Source organism: Polaromonas sp. P5_D5 (assembly GCF_054049435.1).
In genome coordinates this window covers 586,450-603,698 of record NZ_JBFUMJ010000001.1, presented here as the reverse complement: position 1 = coordinate 603,698, position 17,249 = coordinate 586,450, and the positions used below count along the sequence as shown (strand labels likewise).

14 protein-coding genes are annotated in these 17,249 nt (G+C 62.0%); 3 read left to right on the top strand and 11 right to left on the bottom strand.

Annotated features, from left to right (window positions below; translation table 11 throughout):
- Window positions 1-2,436 carry a nitrite reductase large subunit NirB gene (nirB, locus tag ACXJKE_RS03000; RefSeq protein WP_457279085.1) on the bottom strand — a complete coding sequence of 812 codons (2,436 nt, stop codon included), beginning with the start codon at window positions 2,434-2,436 and terminating at the stop codon, window positions 1-3.
- Between the two features lie 52 nt (window positions 2,437-2,488).
- A complete protein-coding gene (locus tag ACXJKE_RS02995; protein WP_457279084.1) occupies window positions 2,489-2,638 on the bottom strand; it encodes a hypothetical protein in 150 nt (49 codons plus the stop codon).
- A 248-nt stretch (window positions 2,639-2,886) separates the two neighbouring features.
- Between ACXJKE_RS02995 and ACXJKE_RS02990 the strand changes: the two genes are divergently transcribed.
- Window positions 2,887-4,167 carry a type IV pili methyl-accepting chemotaxis transducer N-terminal domain-containing protein gene (locus ACXJKE_RS02990; protein ID WP_457279083.1) on the top strand — a complete coding sequence of 427 codons (1,281 nt, stop codon included), beginning with the start codon at window positions 2,887-2,889 and terminating at the stop codon, window positions 4,165-4,167.
- 69 nt (window positions 4,168-4,236) lie between these two features.
- Window positions 4,237-5,985, top strand: coding sequence for a protein kinase domain-containing protein (locus ACXJKE_RS02985; protein WP_457279082.1), 1,749 nt, complete (start codon window positions 4,237-4,239; stop codon window positions 5,983-5,985).
- A gap of 731 nt (window positions 5,986-6,716) precedes the next feature.
- Here ACXJKE_RS02985 and ACXJKE_RS02980 read toward each other — a convergent pair.
- The 8 genes from ACXJKE_RS02980 to ACXJKE_RS02945 form a co-directional block, all read right to left on the bottom strand.
- On the bottom strand, window positions 6,717-7,931 hold the full coding sequence (locus ACXJKE_RS02980) for an MFS transporter (protein WP_457279081.1): 1,215 nt from the start codon (window positions 7,929-7,931) through the stop codon (window positions 6,717-6,719).
- 186 nt (window positions 7,932-8,117) lie between these two features.
- Entirely contained in the window at window positions 8,118-8,576 is a 459-nt protein-coding gene (locus ACXJKE_RS02975) for a chemotaxis protein CheX (RefSeq protein WP_431097274.1), read from the bottom strand.
- Between the two features lie 10 nt (window positions 8,577-8,586).
- Window positions 8,587-8,958 (bottom strand): response regulator transcription factor, encoded by a 372-nt coding sequence (locus tag ACXJKE_RS02970; protein ID WP_457279080.1) that lies wholly within the window; start codon window positions 8,956-8,958, stop codon window positions 8,587-8,589.
- 56 nt (window positions 8,959-9,014) lie between these two features.
- Entirely contained in the window at window positions 9,015-11,156 is a 2,142-nt protein-coding gene (locus tag ACXJKE_RS02965) for an ATP-binding protein (protein ID WP_457279079.1), read from the bottom strand.
- A 118-nt stretch (window positions 11,157-11,274) separates the two neighbouring features.
- Window positions 11,275-12,084, bottom strand: a complete 810-nt coding sequence (locus ACXJKE_RS02960) for an ABC transporter ATP-binding protein (protein ID WP_457279078.1) — start codon at window positions 12,082-12,084, stop codon at window positions 11,275-11,277.
- A gap of 28 nt (window positions 12,085-12,112) precedes the next feature.
- Entirely contained in the window at window positions 12,113-12,940 is an 828-nt protein-coding gene (gene ntrB, locus ACXJKE_RS02955; protein WP_457279077.1) for a nitrate ABC transporter permease, read from the bottom strand.
- Window positions 12,941-13,138: 198 nt separating this feature from the next.
- Complete coding sequence (locus ACXJKE_RS02950; protein ID WP_457279076.1) at window positions 13,139-14,383, bottom strand: ABC transporter substrate-binding protein; 1,245 nt, start codon at window positions 14,381-14,383, stop codon at window positions 13,139-13,141.
- A 368-nt stretch (window positions 14,384-14,751) separates the two neighbouring features.
- On the bottom strand, window positions 14,752-15,384 hold the full coding sequence (locus tag ACXJKE_RS02945; protein WP_457279075.1) for an ANTAR domain-containing response regulator: 633 nt from the start codon (window positions 15,382-15,384) through the stop codon (window positions 14,752-14,754).
- A gap of 238 nt (window positions 15,385-15,622) precedes the next feature.
- Between ACXJKE_RS02945 and tsaD the strand changes: the two genes are divergently transcribed.
- On the top strand, window positions 15,623-16,666 hold the full coding sequence (gene tsaD / locus ACXJKE_RS02940) for a tRNA (adenosine(37)-N6)-threonylcarbamoyltransferase complex transferase subunit TsaD (protein ID WP_457279074.1): 1,044 nt from the start codon (window positions 15,623-15,625) through the stop codon (window positions 16,664-16,666).
- Window positions 16,667-16,763: 97 nt separating this feature from the next.
- Here tsaD and ACXJKE_RS02935 read toward each other — a convergent pair whose 3' ends face one another.
- Window positions 16,764-17,165, bottom strand: a complete 402-nt coding sequence (locus ACXJKE_RS02935; RefSeq protein WP_457279073.1) for an Hsp20/alpha crystallin family protein — start codon at window positions 17,163-17,165, stop codon at window positions 16,764-16,766.
- Window positions 17,166-17,249: the final 84 nt, after the last annotated feature.

Sequence of the window (17,249 nt, the reverse complement as noted above, 5' to 3'; positions counted from 1 at the left end):
TCAGGCGGGTGTGAGTTTTTCAAACTGGCGGGCATCCACAGACGCTTCTTTCAGGTCGAACCAGGGGTCCGGTTCACCGTCCAGCGCAAACTGCAGCTGCTCCCACAGGGCTTTGCGGCCTTCGTGGTCTTCCAGGATTTTTTTCTTCACATAGTCCAGGCCGACGCGGTTGACGTAGTGCACCGTGCGCTCCAGGTACCAGCCTTCCTGGCGATAGAGCTCGCAGAAGGCACCGGTGTATTCGAGCACCTCGGCCGCGGTCTTGAGCTTGGTGAAGAAATGGGCCACTTCCGTCTTGATGCCGCCGTTGCCGGCGATGTACATCTCCCAGCCCGAGTCGACGCCGATGATGCCGACGTCCTTGATGCCGGACTCCGCGCAGTTGCGCGGGCAGCCGCTCACCGCAAACTTGACCTTGTGTGGTGCATACATGCGCCACATGGCGCGCTCCAGGTCCTTGCCCATTTGCGTGCTGTCCTGCGTGCCCATGCGGCACCATTCGCTGCCCACGCAGGTTTTCACCGTGCGCAGGGCCTTGGCGTAGGCGTGGCCCGAAGGCATGCCGATGTCTTTCCAGACGTTTTGCAGGTCTTCCTTTTTCACGCCCAGCAAGTCGATTCGCTGACCGCCTGTCACCTTGACGGTCGGGATCTTGTATTTGTCGACCGCGTCGGCAATGCGGCGCAACTCGCTGGCCGTGGTTTCGCCGCCCCACATGCGCGGGATGACGCTGTAGGTGCCGTCTTTCTGGATGTTGGCGTGGCTGCGTTCGTTGATGAAGCGGCTTTGCGGGTCGTCCTTGGCCTGTTTGGGCCAGGTGCTGATCAGGTAGTAGTTGACGGCCGGGCGGCAGGTGGCGCAGCCGTTGGGTGTCTTCCAGTCCAGGAACTTGAAGGTGTCGGAGATGCTGAGCAGCTTGTTGGCGCGTATGGCGTCGCGCACCGCCTGGTGACCGTGGTCGGTGCAGGCGCACATGGCCTTGAGCTTGGGCGTGGCCGAGTAGTCGCCGCCGGCGGTGAACATGAGGATCTGCTCGACCAGCCCGGTGCAGGAGCCGCAGGAGGCGCTGGCCTTGGTGTGCTTGCGCACTTCGTCAAGCGTGAAAAGGCCTTTTTCCTTGATGGCCTTGCAGATGGTGCCCTTGTTGACACCATTGCAGCCGCAGACTTCCGCATCGTCGGCCATCAGCGCCGCCTTGTTTTGGCCTTCGTGGCCGGCGTCGCCGAGGTTGGACTCTCCGAAAATCAGCTTGTCGCGGATGTCGCTGACATTGCGGCCGTCACGCAGCAGCTTGAAGTAATAGCTGCCGTCCACGGTGTCGCCGTAAAGGCAGGCGCCGATGAGTTTGTCGTCCTTGATGACGAGTTTTTTGTAGACGCCGCCGAAGGGGTCGCTCATCACGATTTCTTCAGCGCCGTTGCCGCCCATGAATTCGCCGGCGCTGAAAAGGTCGATGCCGGTGACTTTCAGTTTGGTTGACGTGAGCGAACCGGAATAGCGGCCTATGCCGAACTGCGCCAGGTGGTTGGCTGCAACCTTGGCCTGTTCGAACAGCGGGGCCACGAGGCCGTAGGCAATGCCGCGGTGGGCTGCGCATTCGCCGACCGAGTAGATGCGCGCATCGGTGACGGTCTGCATGGTGTCGTTGACCACGATGCCCTTGTTGCAGTGCAGGCGCATGGATTCCGCGAGCTGTGTGTTCGGCCGGATGCCGACCGCCATGACCACGAGGTCAGTGGCCACTTCCGTGCCATCCTTGAATTTGATCGAGGTCACGCGGCCGTCTTCACCACCCACCAGTTCCTGCGTCTGCGCGCCGATCATGAACTTGAGGCCGCGGTCTTCCAGGGATTTTTGCAGCAGCTTGCCCGCCACGTCGTCAAGCTGGCGCTCCATCAGCCAGGGCATGACGTGCACCACGGTGACTTCCATGCCGCGCAGCATCAGGCCGTTGGCCGCTTCCAGGCCCAGCAGGCCGCCGCCGATGACCACCGCTTTTTTGTACTTCTGGGCTGTGGCGATCATCTCGTTGGTGTCGGCGATGTCGCGGTAGGCAATCACGCCCTTGAGGTCTTTGCCGGGCACGGGCAGGATGAAGGGGTTGGAGCCGGTGCACATCAGCAGGCGGTCGTATTCCTCTTCGGTGCCGTCTTCGGCGCGGACCACGCGCTTGATGCGGTCCACTTCAACCACTTTTTTGCCGGCATGCAGCGTAATGTGGTTGTCCTTGTACCAGTCCCAGCTGTTCAGCACGATTTCGTCGAGCGTCTGCTCACCGGCCAGCACGGGGCTGAGCAGGATGCGGTTGTAGTTGGGATGGGGCTCGGCGCCGAAGACTGTAATGTCGTAGAGGTCGGGGGCGACCTTGAGCAGCTCCTCAAGGGTGCGAACGCCGGCCATGCCATTGCCGACCATCACCAGTTTTGATTTTTTCATGGGGCTACTCCAGATTGATTCGATGTCATGTTCAAGGTCCAATGTGCAAGCGTCATGCCACGGCGAACGCGGCAGCAGATGGGCAACGGGCGGGCTGGGCGCGGTGAATGGCCTCGGCGCCAGGATGAGGCGCAGCAACGCAGCGGTAGTTCGCCAACACCAGCGGATCTGTCTGATTTGTCAAAAATTGAGTGGAAATCATGATGCTCTCTCCCGGAAACAGGGATCCGGGCTGTCAACCCGGTATGAGGCACACCATTACGCACGTCGTTGTGCGCAGAACCCGCAGTGCATTCGCTAAGGTTGGGCGCGTCGTTACGCCCGCTGCAAATGACGCAAGACTTGTGCCATATCATTGGGATTCGCAGCTTTCCCGGCACCGGCGTGGCGGTGGCATGGCCTGCGACTTGCGAACTGTGTCGCTGTTCCCCGCTTAACCTCTTGATTTGTATGACCTCCGCATTGGTAAACCTGAACGGCCCTGGTGGCGCACATCCCCTGGTTTCAGACCTGGAGGCAGCTGGTATCCAGGTACTGGGGCCTGTGGATGAGCGCAGCAAACTGGTGCAGGAAGTGCTTCGGCAAGCACCCGATGTGGTGATTTGCCATGACCCGCTTCCGGGTGATGAGCTTTTCAAGGTGCTGCAGCTGGTGGCTGACACGGCGCCGTGTCCCGTCATTGTTTTCACCAGCGACACAGACGCGGGAAAGATCACACGGGCCACCGAGGTGGGGGTTCATGCCTATGTGGTCAACGGTTATGGTGCGCAGCGCCTGCGGCCCCTCATTCACCTCGCCAAGGCGCGTTTTACCCGCGAGCAGGCCCTGCGCGCCCAGGTGCAGGAGGCCGCCAGCCGGCTTGAAGAGCGCAAGGCGGTGGACCGGGCCAAAGGTATTTTGATGCGGGCCCGGCAGATGTCGGACGACGACGCTTTCCACATTTTGCGGACCGCCTCCATGCATACCAACCAGCGGCTGGGGCAGGTGTCGGAGCACATCATCCATTCGGCGCGCTTCGCCGAGGATGTCAACCGTTCCGGCCAGTTGCGCATGTTGTCGCAGCGGCTGGTCAAGCTTGCCCTGCTACAGCTTGCGGGGGTGCAGGCCGCCCGGGCCAAAGAGCTGCTGAAAGAGTCGGTGCTGCGCATCGACGCCAACCTGGTTTCGCTGGGGAAAAGCCTTTCGCAGCCCACATTTGGAGACCTGCTCGGGCAGGTGTCCATTACCTGGGGGCGGCTCAAGATTGCCTTGCAGGACACGCCCACCGCTGGCAGCATGGCTCACCTGGATGAACTGGCAGACCTGCTTTTGCAGGATGCCGAGCGCATGACCAGCAGCCTGGAGAGCGCCGGCGCAATGCCTCCCTTGCAGATGCTGAACCTGGCTGGCCGGCAGCGCATGCTGAGCCAGCGTTTTGCCAAATATGCCCTGCTCAGGGCCACGGGTGGCAAGGCAACGCTGGCCCGCAGCGAGGCCGGCATGGCCGAGTCCCAGGCGGCATTCGAGCAGGCCTTGCAATACCTGAACGACATTCCGCTGACCAGCAAGGACATCCGCCTGTCGCTGGACCGGGCGGCCATCAGCTGGCAGCACATGCGCGAGGGCGCGCTTGCCATGGACAAAGATCCCCGGCGCCTGGAGGGTCTGGCGACGGCCAGCGAAGACCTCCTCGACGTCTTTGAGCAGCTGTCGGCCCAGTACGAACACAGCATGCAAATGCTGGTGGGCTAGGGCCTGCACGCCAGTCGTGCATTGTTGCGATGCACCAAATTCGGGCATTAAACTTGCTTATCTTGGTGCATGGCATTTGATCTGGACATTGGCTTCGCTTCATTGGCGGGCCGCAAGAACACCAACGAAGACTTTTGCGCTGCGATGCTGCCCGAGGCGGGGCAGGAGGGTATGGGTTCCATCGTGGCGATTGCTGATGGCGTGAGCACAGGCGGCATGGGCCGGGAGGCGGCGCAGACCACCGTGACCAGCCTGGTCCGTGACTACTACGGCACGCCCGAAACGTGGGACACCACCGTGGCCCTGGACCGCATCATCGGGGCGCAAAACGCCTGGCTGGCGGGTATCAACCAGCGCCGCAGTCCGGCCATGGGCCTGACCACCCTCACGGCGCTGGTACTGCGCGGGCAGTCGTACACGCTTGCGCATGTCGGCGATTCGCGGGCCTATTTGCTGCGCGGCGGCAAAACCCAGCAGCTCACGCACGACCATGCAGTCAATCACCCGGACTTTCGGCACCAGTTGCTGCGTTCGGTGGGGGCCGAGGACCATGTGGTGGTGGACTACATGCAGGGTGACCTGCAGGTCGGCGACGTTTTTGTGTTGCTGACGGACGGCGTGCACGGCGTGGTGCGTGACGCGCGGCTGCAGGGCTTTGCCGATCTTGAGGAGCCTGGAGGTGCCCAGCTTGCAAGCCAGAACCTCGTCGAGGCGGCCCTGGCGGCCGGCAGCAACGACAACGTGACGGCCGTGGTGGTGCGGGTGCGCGGTTTGCTCGACGCAACACTGCAGGACGTCAACCGCATTGCGCAGACCCTGCCCATCCCGACCCGCCTGAAGGTGGGCGATGTGATGGACGGCCTGAGCGTGACGGCGCCGGTGGCCGACAACGGCATCAATGTGCTGTATCAGGTGCGCGATCCCGCTACACGGGTGCTGTATGCCCTCAAGACGCTGCACCCGTCGAGGTCGCATGACGAAGAAGAGCGTGCCATGCTGGCTCACGAGGCCTGGCTGGCCATGCGCATGCAGTCGGGCCGGGCGGCGGAGCATCTGGTCAACCTTCATGAGCGCCTGCCGGGCGGGCAAGAGCGCAGTGCGTTTTACCTGCTGTATGACTGGCACAGCGGCGAGACACTTCAGCAGCAGCTTGACCGCCGCCACAAGTTCAGCGTGGAGCAGCTGCTGGGCGTGGCCACCCAGGCCGCGCGGGCCTTGGGCCGGCTGCACCGGCAGTGCGTCATTCATCGCGACATCAAGCCGGCCAACCTCCATCAGGGCGAAGATGGCGTGCTGCGGCTGCTGGACCTCGGCGTGGCATTGAGCGGGCGCGAGCCCGAAGCGATGCGAAAGCTGCACGCCGGCACGCCCAGTTTTATCAATCCCGAGCAATGGGGCTTCAGCGCAAGCAGCACAGATGGGCCGGAGGAGCTGCCCGATGTGCAAAGCGATTTGTTCGCTCTGGGTGTGACGCTGTACCAGTTGCTGACCGCGCGCCTGCCGTATGGCGAGGTGCTGCCCTACCAGGCCGGCCGGTATTACCGCGACCCGGTGGCACCCAGCCGCATCAACCCCGAAGTGCCGATCTGGCTGGACCACATCGTGCTCAAGGCCGTGGCGCGCGACAAGCGCCGGCGCTTCGAAACCGCCGAAGAGCTGCTGCTGGCGTTGGAGCGCGGAGCCTCGCGGCCGCTGACGGCACCGCAGGCGACGCCGCTGATCCATCGGGATCCTGTGGTGTTGTGGAAATTGCTGCTGGGTGTGAGTGTGCTGGTCAATGTGTTGCTGATTTACTGGCTGCTGTTTTTGCCTCGGTAGGGTGGTTGAGTATTGAATTGACTTCTGGGGCAATGGGGACGGGCGCCAGCAGCTATTGAATTGATAGCGGCCTTTTTTTGGGGTTGTTGTTGGTTTGATGGAGGCGCTCTCGTCTGAGGGTTGCTGGCCGGGGGTTGCCCGGCATGCAACTCACTTTTCTTTGCTTCGCCAAAGAAAAGTAAGCAAAAGAAAGGCGACCCTGGTTCCTGCGTCCCTGCGCTTTCGCTACGGGCAACCTGCGGTGCTCGGTCCAGCCGGGGTCAAAAACAACTCGCTTCGCTCAAACAAGTTTTTGCCCTGATCCGTCTGGCCCTGCGCTCCTCGGCGCATACACAAGGGGTGGGGGAAGGAATACCGAACAGCCAACAACCGAATACCAGAACCCGAACGCCTGAAGAAACAAGGACACGCCATGGCGTGTCCTTGTTGGTATTGGAGTTGGTATTGGAGTTGGTATTTGTCTTCAGTCCCCGCTCCCGATTACCCCTTCTGTCTGCGCCGAGGAGCGCAGGTTCAGGCGGATCAGGGATCGCGATTGTCTGAGCGAAGTGCAACGTAGCGAGTTCGAGCGAGACCCCGCCTGAACCGAGCACCGCAGGTTGCCCGCAGCGAAGCGGAGGGACGCAGACAGCAGGGTCGCCTTTTCTTTGGTGACTTTCTTTTGGCGACGCAAAAGAAAGTTACTTGCCGCCGGGCAACCCCGGCCAGCGGCCTCAGCTAAACGCCCATCCTCAAGCAGTCCTCGCCCGTCCACCTTTCTCCGCCCAGGTCCGTGTCCACCGGATCTGCATCACCCGCAGCATCACCAGCATGCCCAGCGACAAGGCTGCAAAGAAGAAGAACCCCCACATGTAAGTGCCCGCATACTGCTTGGAAATACCCATGGCATTGGGCACCAGGCCGCCGCCCAGTGCGCCGATTTCCCCGATCATGGAGCCGGCCACCGCGGTGGCCAGGGGCCAGCGCAGCGGTACCAGCTGGAAAAGGGCGCCATTGCCTGCACCCAATGCGGCAAAGCACAGCATCACCAGCAAGGTGGTGGCGACCAGGGATTTGCTGGCCAGGCCGCATGCCACGAGCGTGACGGCAATCGTCAGCAGCACGACGCTCAAGGTGTTCACGCCGCCCCAGCGGTCCGAGATCCAGCCGCCGAAGATGCGCAGCGCCGCGCCCATGAAAGCTGCCAGCATGGACAACTGGCCCGCCTGCACCTTGCTGACACCGAACTGGTCGTAGTAGTAGGAAGGCAAAAACGTCGCCAGCCCGATGAAGCCGCCAAAACTCACGGCGTAGATCAGGCTGAAAGCCCAGCCGTCTTTTTCGAACAGGCAGGCCACGTGTTCGCGCAGGGTGGCGTGGCTGTCCACATCGTCGGGTTCTTTGGCAAAAAGAATCATCGCGATCATCGGCAGCAGCATGGCTACGGCGGCAATGCCGTAGACCGACTGCCAGCCGAAGCGCTGCGCCAGCGCCGGCGCGACAAGCACGGAGACAGCGGTGCCCACGTTGCCCGCACCGACCAGACCCATGGCCAGGCCCTTGTAGCGGGGAGGGAAGGAGCCCGAACCCAGGCTGAGCGCTACGCCGAAACTGGCGCCGGCAATGCCCAGCAGCACGCCCATGGCCAGCAGGCTGCTGTAGGAGTCAACCACGAAGTAGCCGAACAGCAGCGCCACCATGATCAGGCCCATTTCGACCAGCGTGGCATTTTTGCGGCCAATGTATTGCGCCAGCACGCCCAGCGGAAAGCGCATCAGCGCGCCGGCGAAGATGGGAACCGACAGCATCACGCCTTTTTCTGTGGGCGAGAGCTTGTAGGTTTCCGAAATGAAAGGCGCCATGGCGCCGTTCATGACCCAGATGCAGCACGAAAACGCGAAGTAGAAAAACGCTGCACCCAGTGTGGGCGCGTGGCCAGCCTTGAGAAAATTACGAAACCCCGCCATGGTGCAAGCTCTTTCTGTGAAGATGGTTGATTCACAGAAACAGTGCGAAAAGCATGCCAACTTGGGGCATGCAAAACGCACCCTTGCAGCGCAATTTAGGGGCGTTGGCCTGATTTTTTTGGTGCGCCGCACAAATAGCGTGCGCGCGGCCTCAAGAGAGGTTGCGTGTAGCGCTGGGTGTGCGGTTCAGTTTTTGCGGTCCATGTCGACGCAGACCATCGCCGCGTAGTGGTTCCAGCGCAAGGTGATCACGTAGGGGCGCTTGCGTACCCGGGCCTTCATGCCCTGCGCGCCCTGCAGCTTGATCGGCACTGAAATCTGCAGCTCGGACCCCAAAGCCTTGCGTGCATTGCCTGCCAGGGTGTTGGCGATTTCACCCACCGCGTCAAGCAGGTTGCCATCGCTGAGGTCAGTCTCATGCTGGAGCAGCAAAATTTCCCGCACCAGTTTCCCCGGCATGGACACCACCACATGTCCGTTGTGGCTTCCCGAGAAGGTGACGATGCCGTTGAATTCAAAGGCTTCGATATCTCCCGTGCCGAGATAGGCCGAGGTGATCTGCGGTTCCTGCCGGGTCGTGATCTTGAGGTAATGCCGGATGGAATCGACAAAGAGCTTGAGGTCGTTTTCGTTCAGTGTGGCCATCGCAGTGTCCTTAGCGCACGTCTGCAACGTCGAGCAGTGCAATCTGCAGCTCTTCGTCGGTAAAGGGTTTGGCAACGAATCCGCGGGCGCCCAGCTTGAGTGCCTGGATGGCTGTCGATTTGTCGCTGAGCGCGCTGACCACCAGTATCTTGATGGACGGGTCGAACTTCAGCAATGCGGTGATGCATTCAATGCCGTCCATCTCGGGCATGGTCAGGTCCATGGTGACGACCTCGGGGCGGGTTGCCCGGGCCAGCCGCACGGCTTCGAGGCCGTTCTTGGCCAGGCCTGCGAGCACCACGCCCTTGATGCCGCCGTTTTGCACCACTCTCGAAATCCGGGTCCGGATCATGTTGGAGTCGTCAACAATCAGCAGTCGCATGGAGAAGCTCCTGTGTGGGGTTTGTGATGGCCATTGCTGGATTGCTTCAGGAAAATTCAGGAAAAAGAAACCTTGAATTCGGTGTGCTGGCCGGGCGTGCTGGACAACAGCAGGCGCGCCCCCAGCTGCTGCACGTTGGTCTGCACCAGGTCCAGGCCCACGCCGCGGCCTGCGTGGCGGGAGGTGGCCCCGGCCGTGGAAAAGCCCGGCTTGAAAATATGCGCAACGATCTGCTGCTCACTGAAGCTTTGCAGCTGCTCAGGCGTATACCAGCCCAGTTCAAGCAGACGGCGGCGAACGTCGGCCGCATTCAGGCCCGCGCCGTCGTCGCGCACGCTGAGCTGCCACTGGCCGTCTTCGTTCCGGGTGAGGTTGACGGCAATCCGCCCGGCCTCCGCCTTGCCCGCAGCGCGCCGCACGGAGGGCGCCTCCACGCCGTGCACCACGGCGTTACGCAGCAACTGGATGGCGATTTCGCGCAGCAGGTTCATCTTGTCGGCCGGCATGTCCTGGGCACTGCCCATACGCACCTCGGCATCCACGCGTTTGCCGCAGTCGGTGCCGACCTCGTTCGCCAGCTGGGTTAGCACGGCGTTCAGTCCTTGCGATGCGGAACCGTCCGGGGCGGGCGCCGTGTCACCGCCTGAGCGCTTCTGGCCCAGCGCCTTGAAGGCGCCGACCTTGGCCAGCAGGTCCTCGAGCGGCAAAGGCAGGGCCAGCAGAGCGTCGCCGGTGGCGGCGCCGTTGTCCTTGAGCTTTTGCAACTCGCTTTCGAACTGATGGGCCAGTGTGGCCAGGATTTCCAGTCCGAGCGATGCTGCGTCGCCCTTGAAGGCGTGGATGCGGCGGTAGGCGCCGTCCACAGCTTTGAGCACCTGGACTTCCGAGGCGGCCGATGAAGTGCTTCGCAGCAGGTCGTTGACTTCCAGCAGGGACGCTTCAGCCCGCTCGACAAAGGCGCGCATCATGGCCGGCTCCGTCTCGAAAGCCTTGAGCATCATGGACAGCTCTTTTTGCGAGCGCTGGCGTTCGCCGGTCAACCGGGCCTGCAACTCGACCTTTTGCGTGATGTCCTGTACGGTGACCAGCAGGTGCCGCACCGTGGCGCCGTCCTGCACCCGGTTGAAATGGAAAGAAAGATAGCGCTTGGTGTCCTGGCCCAGCCGGTTCCTGACGGTGAGTTCCACTTCCGACAGCGGGTTGATGCCCTGGATCAGCTGCTCCTTGACGTGTGGAGAGAACAGCAACTCGACATAGTCCCGCGCATCGGTCAATGCCTTGTCGGAAACCAGGGTGGACAGCTGGTAGAAAAAGTTTTGCCCCGGTGCCAGTGTTTTGCCGAACAGTGCATGGGTCGAGCGGGACAACTGGGAGCCGAGCTGGTGCTGGGGTGTCAGCAGGAACAGGCCTTCGCGCACGCTGGCGAGAATTTCCCGGTTTTCTTCGGTGGCAGCTTCAATCGCGGCGTCTGAAGTTTTCAGGCGGCGCAGGAACTTGAACAGAATGAAGGCGAAATTCAGCAGTGCCAGCACGATGCCGACGGTTTGCACCATGCGCAGTACGCTGGCGCGCGAGGCGCCGATCTGCTGCGTTTCCGTGACGAAGTCGTTGGCAACGCCCAGCAGTTTGATGTTGTTGGCCTGGCTATAGGCCAGCGCGGCAGCCAGTTCCGTCTGCGTGAAGCCGTCGCCGGCAAGCAGGGGCTGGAGCAGCTCGAAGTAGGGCTTCCACAGCGCATCCACCTTGTCCTCCAGCTCGCGGCCCCGGCTGGACACCACGGGCTCCAGGTACACCGGTTTGCCGTCGCCGCCGGGAATGGTGCCGCCTTCGCGGAATGCGACATGGGAGGCCTGGAAGATCTTTGCGCCTGAACGCAGCTCGGCCAGTGTCTCGGGCTTGTAAGGCGTGCCCGCCACCCGCATGGCGTCGAGTTCGAGCAGGGTGCGTGCGACACGCTGAGAAACATAGCGCTGGCGGCCGGAAAGGTTGATGGCCACGGTGTCCTGGTCGATCTTGAACGAGGTGTAGAAGTTCAGGACCAGCACCCCCAGGTCAAACAGCAGGAAAAGCGCGACCGCGATGATGATTTCACGGTACTTCCCGAGCGAGGCGAGGCCGCTCGAGCGCGCAGGCCGTGTGCTGGCCGGTGCGCCATGGGCGATTCTGCCGGCGCCGGGGATTGGCAAAACTGCAGACATTGGAAACCTCCTGCTTGGTTGTTTAGTCGCGGGCCACCGCAGAACCGGCTTTGCCGGGCTGCTGGTGGCGCCCCCTCGAGGGGGAGGCGCCAAAGGCGCTTCGGGGGCGAGTCTTTACTCAGGCTGCTTTTTCGACGTGACCCTGGCGGGTGTAAAGGAAATCGATCACGGCTTTGCGGTAACCCAGGTAGCGGATGTCTTCGGCCAGCGCCACGCGGGAACGCGGGCGGGGCAGTTCCACCGGCAGCACTTCGCCGATCGTGGCGGCGGGACCGTTGGTCATCATCACAATGCGGTCGCTCAGCAGCACGGCTTCGTCGACGTCATGGGTCACCATGACCACCGTGCTTTGCGTGGTGGCGACGATTTGCAGCAGTTCGTCCTGCAGCTTGGCGCGGGTCAGGGCGTCAAGGGCGCCGAAAGGCTCGTCCAGCAGCAACACCTTGGGTTCCATCGACAGCGCGCGTGCAATGCCGACGCGTTGCTTCATGCCGCCCGAAATCTCGCCGGGACGTTTTTGCGCAGCCGGCGTCAGTCCGACCATGGCCAGTGCGGCGTCGGTGCGGGCCTTGAGTTGCGCCTTGCTTTCGGTGGCTGAGAACACGCGCTCGACAGCGAGGTAGACATTTTCAAAGCAGGTGAGCCAGGGCAGCAGCGAATGGTTCTGGAATACGACAGCGCGCTCGGGGCCGGGTCCGGCAATCTCGCGGTTGGCGCACAGCAGGCTGCCCTCTGTCGGCGTGGTCAGGCCGGCAATCAGGTTGAGCAGCGTGGATTTGCCGCAGCCTGAATGGCCGATCAGTGTGACGAACTCGCCTTTGGCGACCGTGAGGTTGATGTGCTGCAGTGCGCAGAACGGCCCCTTTTTGGTCTTGAAGGTTTGCTCGACGCCCTGGATTTCGATGTATTTGGTGGTGAAGGATGTCATGGCTTGGTTCTCCTTTTGTTCGAGCGGTTCAGTTCTTGACTTCTTCAAACGTGAAGGCTGTGGCGAGCTTGATCAAGGCGAACTCCAGCACCAGGCCGACGATGCCGATCACGAAGATCGCGATGATGATGTTCTTGACGTTGAGGTTGTTCCACTCGTCCCAGACCCAGAAGCCGATGCCGACGCCGCCGGTCAGCATCTCTGCCGCCACGATCACCAGCCAGGCGGTGCCGACAGCCAGACGAACGCCGGTCAGCATGTAGGGCAGCACGGCAGGAAAGAGAATCTTGGTCACTATCTTCCACTCGCTGAGGTTGAGCACGCGAGCCACGTTCATGTAGTCCTGGGGCACGCGTTGCACACCTACAGCCGTGTTGATGATCATGGGCCAGATGGAGCAGATGAAGATGGTCCAGATGGCGGCCGGGTTGGCGCCCTTGAAGACCAGCAGACCAATCGGCAACCAGGCCAGCGGCGACACCGGGCGCAAGAGGCTGATCAGCGGGTTGAACATGCGGCTCAAAAAATTGAAACGGCCGATCATGAAGCCGACCGGTATGCCGACGACAGCCGCCATGCCGAAGCCCATGGCCACGCGCTTGAGTGACGACAGCACGTTCCAGCCCACACCCTGGTCATTCGGCCCCTTGCTGTAGAACGGATCACTGAAGATCTGCACCGCCTGCACAAAGGTGTCTTTGGGCGAGGGAATGCTGCCGGCCGTGCCCATGAAAACAAGCTCCCAGATCAGCACCAGCAAACCCAGGCCCAGGAGGGGGGGCAGGACGCTGAGCCAGAGCCAGGAGGCATCGCCGGATGGCTTGGTGATGGGGGTGGGTTTTGTTGGAGCGTTCATGCTGTTTTGGGCTGTAGCGCCCGTTGGATGAGCGCCACCAGCTATCGAATTGATAGCGGCAGCATCTCTGGGCCTTTCGTTGCTGCGGCTTGCCGGGGTTGCCGCCTCCAGCGGGTTGTGAAATACGGCACTGACCATGGCGTCACCTCTTTACGTAGGAAGGTTGGGTGGGGTGTAGCGTGGATATCGCGTGGGTGTTCAGGCGTGAACCTTGAAACTGTCGGCGTATTTTTTCGGGTCCTTGCCGTCCCACACGGTGCCGTCCATCAGCTTGCTGCTGCGCATGATGTCTTTGGGAACGCTGGCCTTGGCCGCCGTGGCTGCCTGCTTGTAGACGTCGATGTGGTTGATTTGCTTGGCAATGCCCAGGTAGTCTGGATGGTCCTTGATCAGGCCCCAGCGCTTGTGCTGTGTGAGGAACCACATGCCGTCGGACAGGTAAGGGAAGCTCACCGCACCGTCGTTGTAGAACTTCATGTAGTTCGGGTCGTCCCAGGTCTTGCCCATGCCGTTCTGGTAGCGGCCCAGGATGCGCTGGTTGATGGCGTCCACGCTGGTGTTGACGTAGCTCTTGTCGGCCACGGTCTCGGCCATCTTGTTTTTGTTGGAGAGGCTGGCGTCAATCCACTTGCCGGCTTCGATGATGGCGGCGGTCACGGCACGCGCGGTGTTGGGGTATTTCTTGACGAAGTCGGCGGTGGTGCCTAGTACTTTTTCTGGGTGGTCCTTCCAGACGTCCTGGGTGGTCACGGCGGTCACGCCGATGCCGTCGATGATGGCGCGGTGGCCCCAAGGCTCGCCCACGCAGAAGCCGTCCATGTTGCCCACGCGCATGTTGGCCACCATCTGCGGCGGCGGCACGGTGATGACTTTGGCATCCTTCATCGGATTGATGCCATTGGCAGCCAGCCAGTAGTAGAGCCACATGGCGTGGGTGCCGGTGGGGAAGGTCTGGGCGAAGGTGTATTCGCGCTTGTCGGTCGCCATGAGCTTGGCCAGGCCCGCGCCGTCAACCGCGCCTTTGTCGGCGAGTTTTTTGGACAGCGTGATGGCCTGGCCGTTGTTGTTGAGCGTCATCAGCACAGCCATGTCTTTCTTGGGGCCTGCCGTGCCCATGTGCACGCCGTAGACCAGGCCGTAGAGCACGTGGGCGAAGTCCAGCTCGCCGTTGACGAGCTTGTCGCGCACACCGGCCCAGCTGGCTTCTTTGGTCGGGATGATCTTGACGCCATATTTCTGGTCAATGCCCAGCACCGAGGCCATGACCACGGAGGCGCAGTCGGTCAGCGGTATGAAGCCGATCTTCACTTCCTTTTTCTCCGGCGCGTCGGAGCCCTGGGCGTACACGGCAGCGCGCAGGGCGGGGTTGATGCCCACGGCGCCTACGGCCGCGGCCTGCAGCACGGTGCGGCGTGTCAGCGAAGATTTCAGCAGTTCAGTCATGTTGGCGGCTCCTGATAGTTAAAAACGAAAGACAAAAACAAAAAAGGCGCTCGACCCGGGCAACACGTTGAACGTGATGCAGGGTGCGAACGCCTTTGTTCCTTGGGGGCACCACACACTTCGCCATTGAAGTGCTGTGCCGGTTGGCCATCTTTGACCAGTGCCTAGGGCATTGCAAAAGCTGTGCCAGGGTTGGCGGGTGTCGTTAGGACGCGGTGGTTTTGAGAGTGGGTGCGCCCAGTTGCGCGAGCCATGTGAAGTGCGCTGTGGGCAGTTGCGGGGCGGGATGACGCAGGGTTGCAGGTTGATGCTTGCACCGTATTTGTGCGCCGCACCAATTGAGGGTTTATTGAGGCCTGGCCGGCGATTCAGCCCAGCAGGTCCAGGGCGTCCAGCATGCGCTGGGCAACTTCACCCAGTCGAAGGCCCTTGTCCATGGCGGCCTTGCGCAGCTTTTCGTAAGCGGCCTGCTCAGACAATCCCTGGCGCTGCATCAGCATGCCTTTGGCCCGGTCTATGACTTTTCGGTCATGCAGCTCTGTTTTGGCATGGGCCAGTTCTTTGCGCAGGCCCTGTTCGTGTTCAAAGCGCGCCATGGCCACATCCAGGATGGGGCGGATTCGATCCGGGGAGAGGCCGGCCACCACATAGGCCGACACGCCGGCGGCGACGGCATCCTTCACGTGGCTGGTGTCGTTGTCGTTGGTGAACAGCACGATGGGCCGGCGGGCGTCCCGCGTTGCCATGACCACATGCTCCAGCGAATCGCGGGCCTCACTTTCGGCGTCCACGATGATCATGTCGGGTTGCAGTTGCGCCAGGCGCTCGTCCAGGAAGGTATCGGCCGGGAGCACTGCGACGATGTTGTAACCGTTTTCCAGCAGGCCGATACGCAGCTGGCGCGAGCGCTCGGCCAGCTCCCGCGCATGGGCGTCATCGGACACGGACTCCAGCAGATCCGGGGCGATGATGACAAGGCGCAGGGATTGGGACGGTGTCATGTGCGTAGTCGTGCAAGAAACGTGCCCCCACAGTCGTTCACTGCGTGTAACTCCTTGCCCCACGAGGGGTGCCGCCCGCCTGCGGCCCGGCAAAGCCGGTTCCACGGCTCATGCTGGGTTAAAGAGTACCAGCGGGCAGCCGCGGGACTGGCTTTGCCAGACCGCAGGCGCCGCCCCCTGGAGGGGGGAACAGGCTACACGCAGTGAGCCTGGACGGGGGTGGGTCTACACTTGGACGATGCTAGTTCTAGGAATCGAATCGAGTTGCGATGAAACCGGTGTGGCGCTGGTGGATGCCAGCGGCGGCGGAGTGCCGCGCCTGCTGTCGCACGCCTTGTTTAGCCAGATAGACATGCACCAGGCGTATGGCGGTGTGGTGCCCGAGCTGGCCAGCCGGGACCATATCCGGCGCGTCTTGCCCTTGACACATCAGGTCATGGCAGAGGCGGGAAGCAGCCTTGCACAGGTAGATGTGGTGGCTTATACGCGCGGCCCTGGGCTTGCAGGTGCGTTGCTCGTGGGGGCGGGTGTGGCCTGCTCGCTGGCGGCGGCGCTGGGCAAGCCGGCCATGGGTGTGCATCACCTGGAAGGGCATTTGCTGTCGCCTTTTTTGAGTGCCGACCCGCCTGAATTTCCTTTTGTGGCGCTACTGGTATCCGGCGGGCATACCCAATTGATGCGCGTGGACCGTGTGGGAAGTTATGAATTGCTGGGTGAAACCATTGACGATGCGGCGGGTGAGGCCTTTGACAAGTCGGCCAAGCTGATGGGCCTGCCTTATCCAGGAGGGCCACATCTGTCGAAGCTGGCTGAGGGCGGTGACGGCGCGGCCTTTAAGTTGCCGCGACCCTTGCTGCACAGCGGCGATCTTGATTTTTCCTTTGCCGGGCTCAAAACCGCGGTGCTGACGCAGGCCAAAAAACTGGGGCCGGATCTGGAAAGCCGCAAAGCCGATCTGGCCGCGTCTACGCAGGCGGCCATCGTTGAAGTGCTGGTGAAAAAATCACTCACAGCCATGACGCAAACCGGGTTGAAGCGCCTGGTGGTGGCTGGCGGCGTGGGCGCCAATGCGTTGCTGCGCAGCCAACTCAATACCGTATGCAAACAGCGCGGCATCCGCGTGCATTACCCCGAGCTGCATTTATGCACCGACAACGGCGCCATGATTGCCCTGGCGGCTGGCATGCGCCTGCAAGCCGGGCTTGAAACGCTTCAGCGCGACTACACGTTTGATGTGAAGCCGCGCTGGAGTTTGACCCCCACGGTCGCTCGCGCCGCGTAGCTTCCTGCCCCCCGAGGGGGCCGCTGCGCCTGCGGCCCGGCAAAGCCGGTTCTGCGGCCCTGGCTGGCAGGGACGGCTACCCGGCTTTGGTCGGTGGCTACTGGATGTCGAGGTGGGTGACGTTGCTGACAGGGACTTTTTTGCCCAGTGTCAGGGTCAACACGCCGTTTTCCAGTTTGGCGCTGCTGTTGGCGGTATCGATTTCCAGCGGGAAGCGCCATGCGGCCTTGATCTTGCGGGGTGCGTCTTCCTTGCTGGAGACACGAACCACGTCGCCTTCAATGCCGATATCCAGTTGTTCGCGGGCCAGGCCGGGAACGTCGAATTGCAGGGTATAGGCCTTCTCGAGGTCTTCCACGTTGGCAGCCTTGGCGGCGCCGGTGTCAGACAGCGACGAGAAGGTATCGTTGAGGAATTTTTCCAGGGCGCCGTTGCTCACGACGGGTGCGTAGTGGCGTTGAAAGGCACGGGCAGGGCGATGGGCGAGAGAGTAAAACATGGCTATTCCTTGATGGATGAACAAGGGGTGTTTTCCCCTTACACTGCGCGGCGCTCACCGTGATTGCCGCTTGCACCCCAGTTA

Excerpts from the sequence above, each read along its gene's own strand:
- nirB (WP_457279085.1), bottom strand. The coding sequence starts at position 2,436 with ATGAAAAAATCAAAACTGGTGATGGTCGGCAATGGCATGGCCGGCGTT.
- ACXJKE_RS02995 (WP_457279084.1), bottom strand. The coding sequence starts at position 2,638 with ATGATTTCCACTCAATTTTTGACAAATCAGACAGATCCGCTGGTGTTG.
- ACXJKE_RS02990 (WP_457279083.1), top strand. The coding sequence starts at position 2,887 with ATGACCTCCGCATTGGTAAACCTGAACGGCCCTGGTGGCGCACATCCC.
- ACXJKE_RS02985 (WP_457279082.1), top strand. The coding sequence starts at position 4,237 with ATGGCATTTGATCTGGACATTGGCTTCGCTTCATTGGCGGGCCGCAAG.
- ACXJKE_RS02980 (WP_457279081.1), bottom strand. The coding sequence starts at position 7,931 with ATGGCGGGGTTTCGTAATTTTCTCAAGGCTGGCCACGCGCCCACACTG.
- ACXJKE_RS02975 (WP_431097274.1), bottom strand. The coding sequence starts at position 8,576 with ATGGCCACACTGAACGAAAACGACCTCAAGCTCTTTGTCGATTCCATC.
- ACXJKE_RS02970 (WP_457279080.1), bottom strand. The coding sequence starts at position 8,958 with ATGCGACTGCTGATTGTTGACGACTCCAACATGATCCGGACCCGGATT.
- ACXJKE_RS02965 (WP_457279079.1), bottom strand. The coding sequence starts at position 11,156 with ATGTCTGCAGTTTTGCCAATCCCCGGCGCCGGCAGAATCGCCCATGGC.
- ACXJKE_RS02960 (WP_457279078.1), bottom strand. The coding sequence starts at position 12,084 with ATGACATCCTTCACCACCAAATACATCGAAATCCAGGGCGTCGAGCAA.
- ntrB (WP_457279077.1), bottom strand. The coding sequence starts at position 12,940 with ATGAACGCTCCAACAAAACCCACCCCCATCACCAAGCCATCCGGCGAT.
- ACXJKE_RS02950 (WP_457279076.1), bottom strand. The coding sequence starts at position 14,383 with ATGACTGAACTGCTGAAATCTTCGCTGACACGCCGCACCGTGCTGCAG.
- ACXJKE_RS02945 (WP_457279075.1), bottom strand. The coding sequence starts at position 15,384 with ATGACACCGTCCCAATCCCTGCGCCTTGTCATCATCGCCCCGGATCTG.
- tsaD (WP_457279074.1), top strand. The coding sequence starts at position 15,623 with ATGCTAGTTCTAGGAATCGAATCGAGTTGCGATGAAACCGGTGTGGCG.
- ACXJKE_RS02935 (WP_457279073.1), bottom strand. The coding sequence starts at position 17,165 with ATGTTTTACTCTCTCGCCCATCGCCCTGCCCGTGCCTTTCAACGCCAC.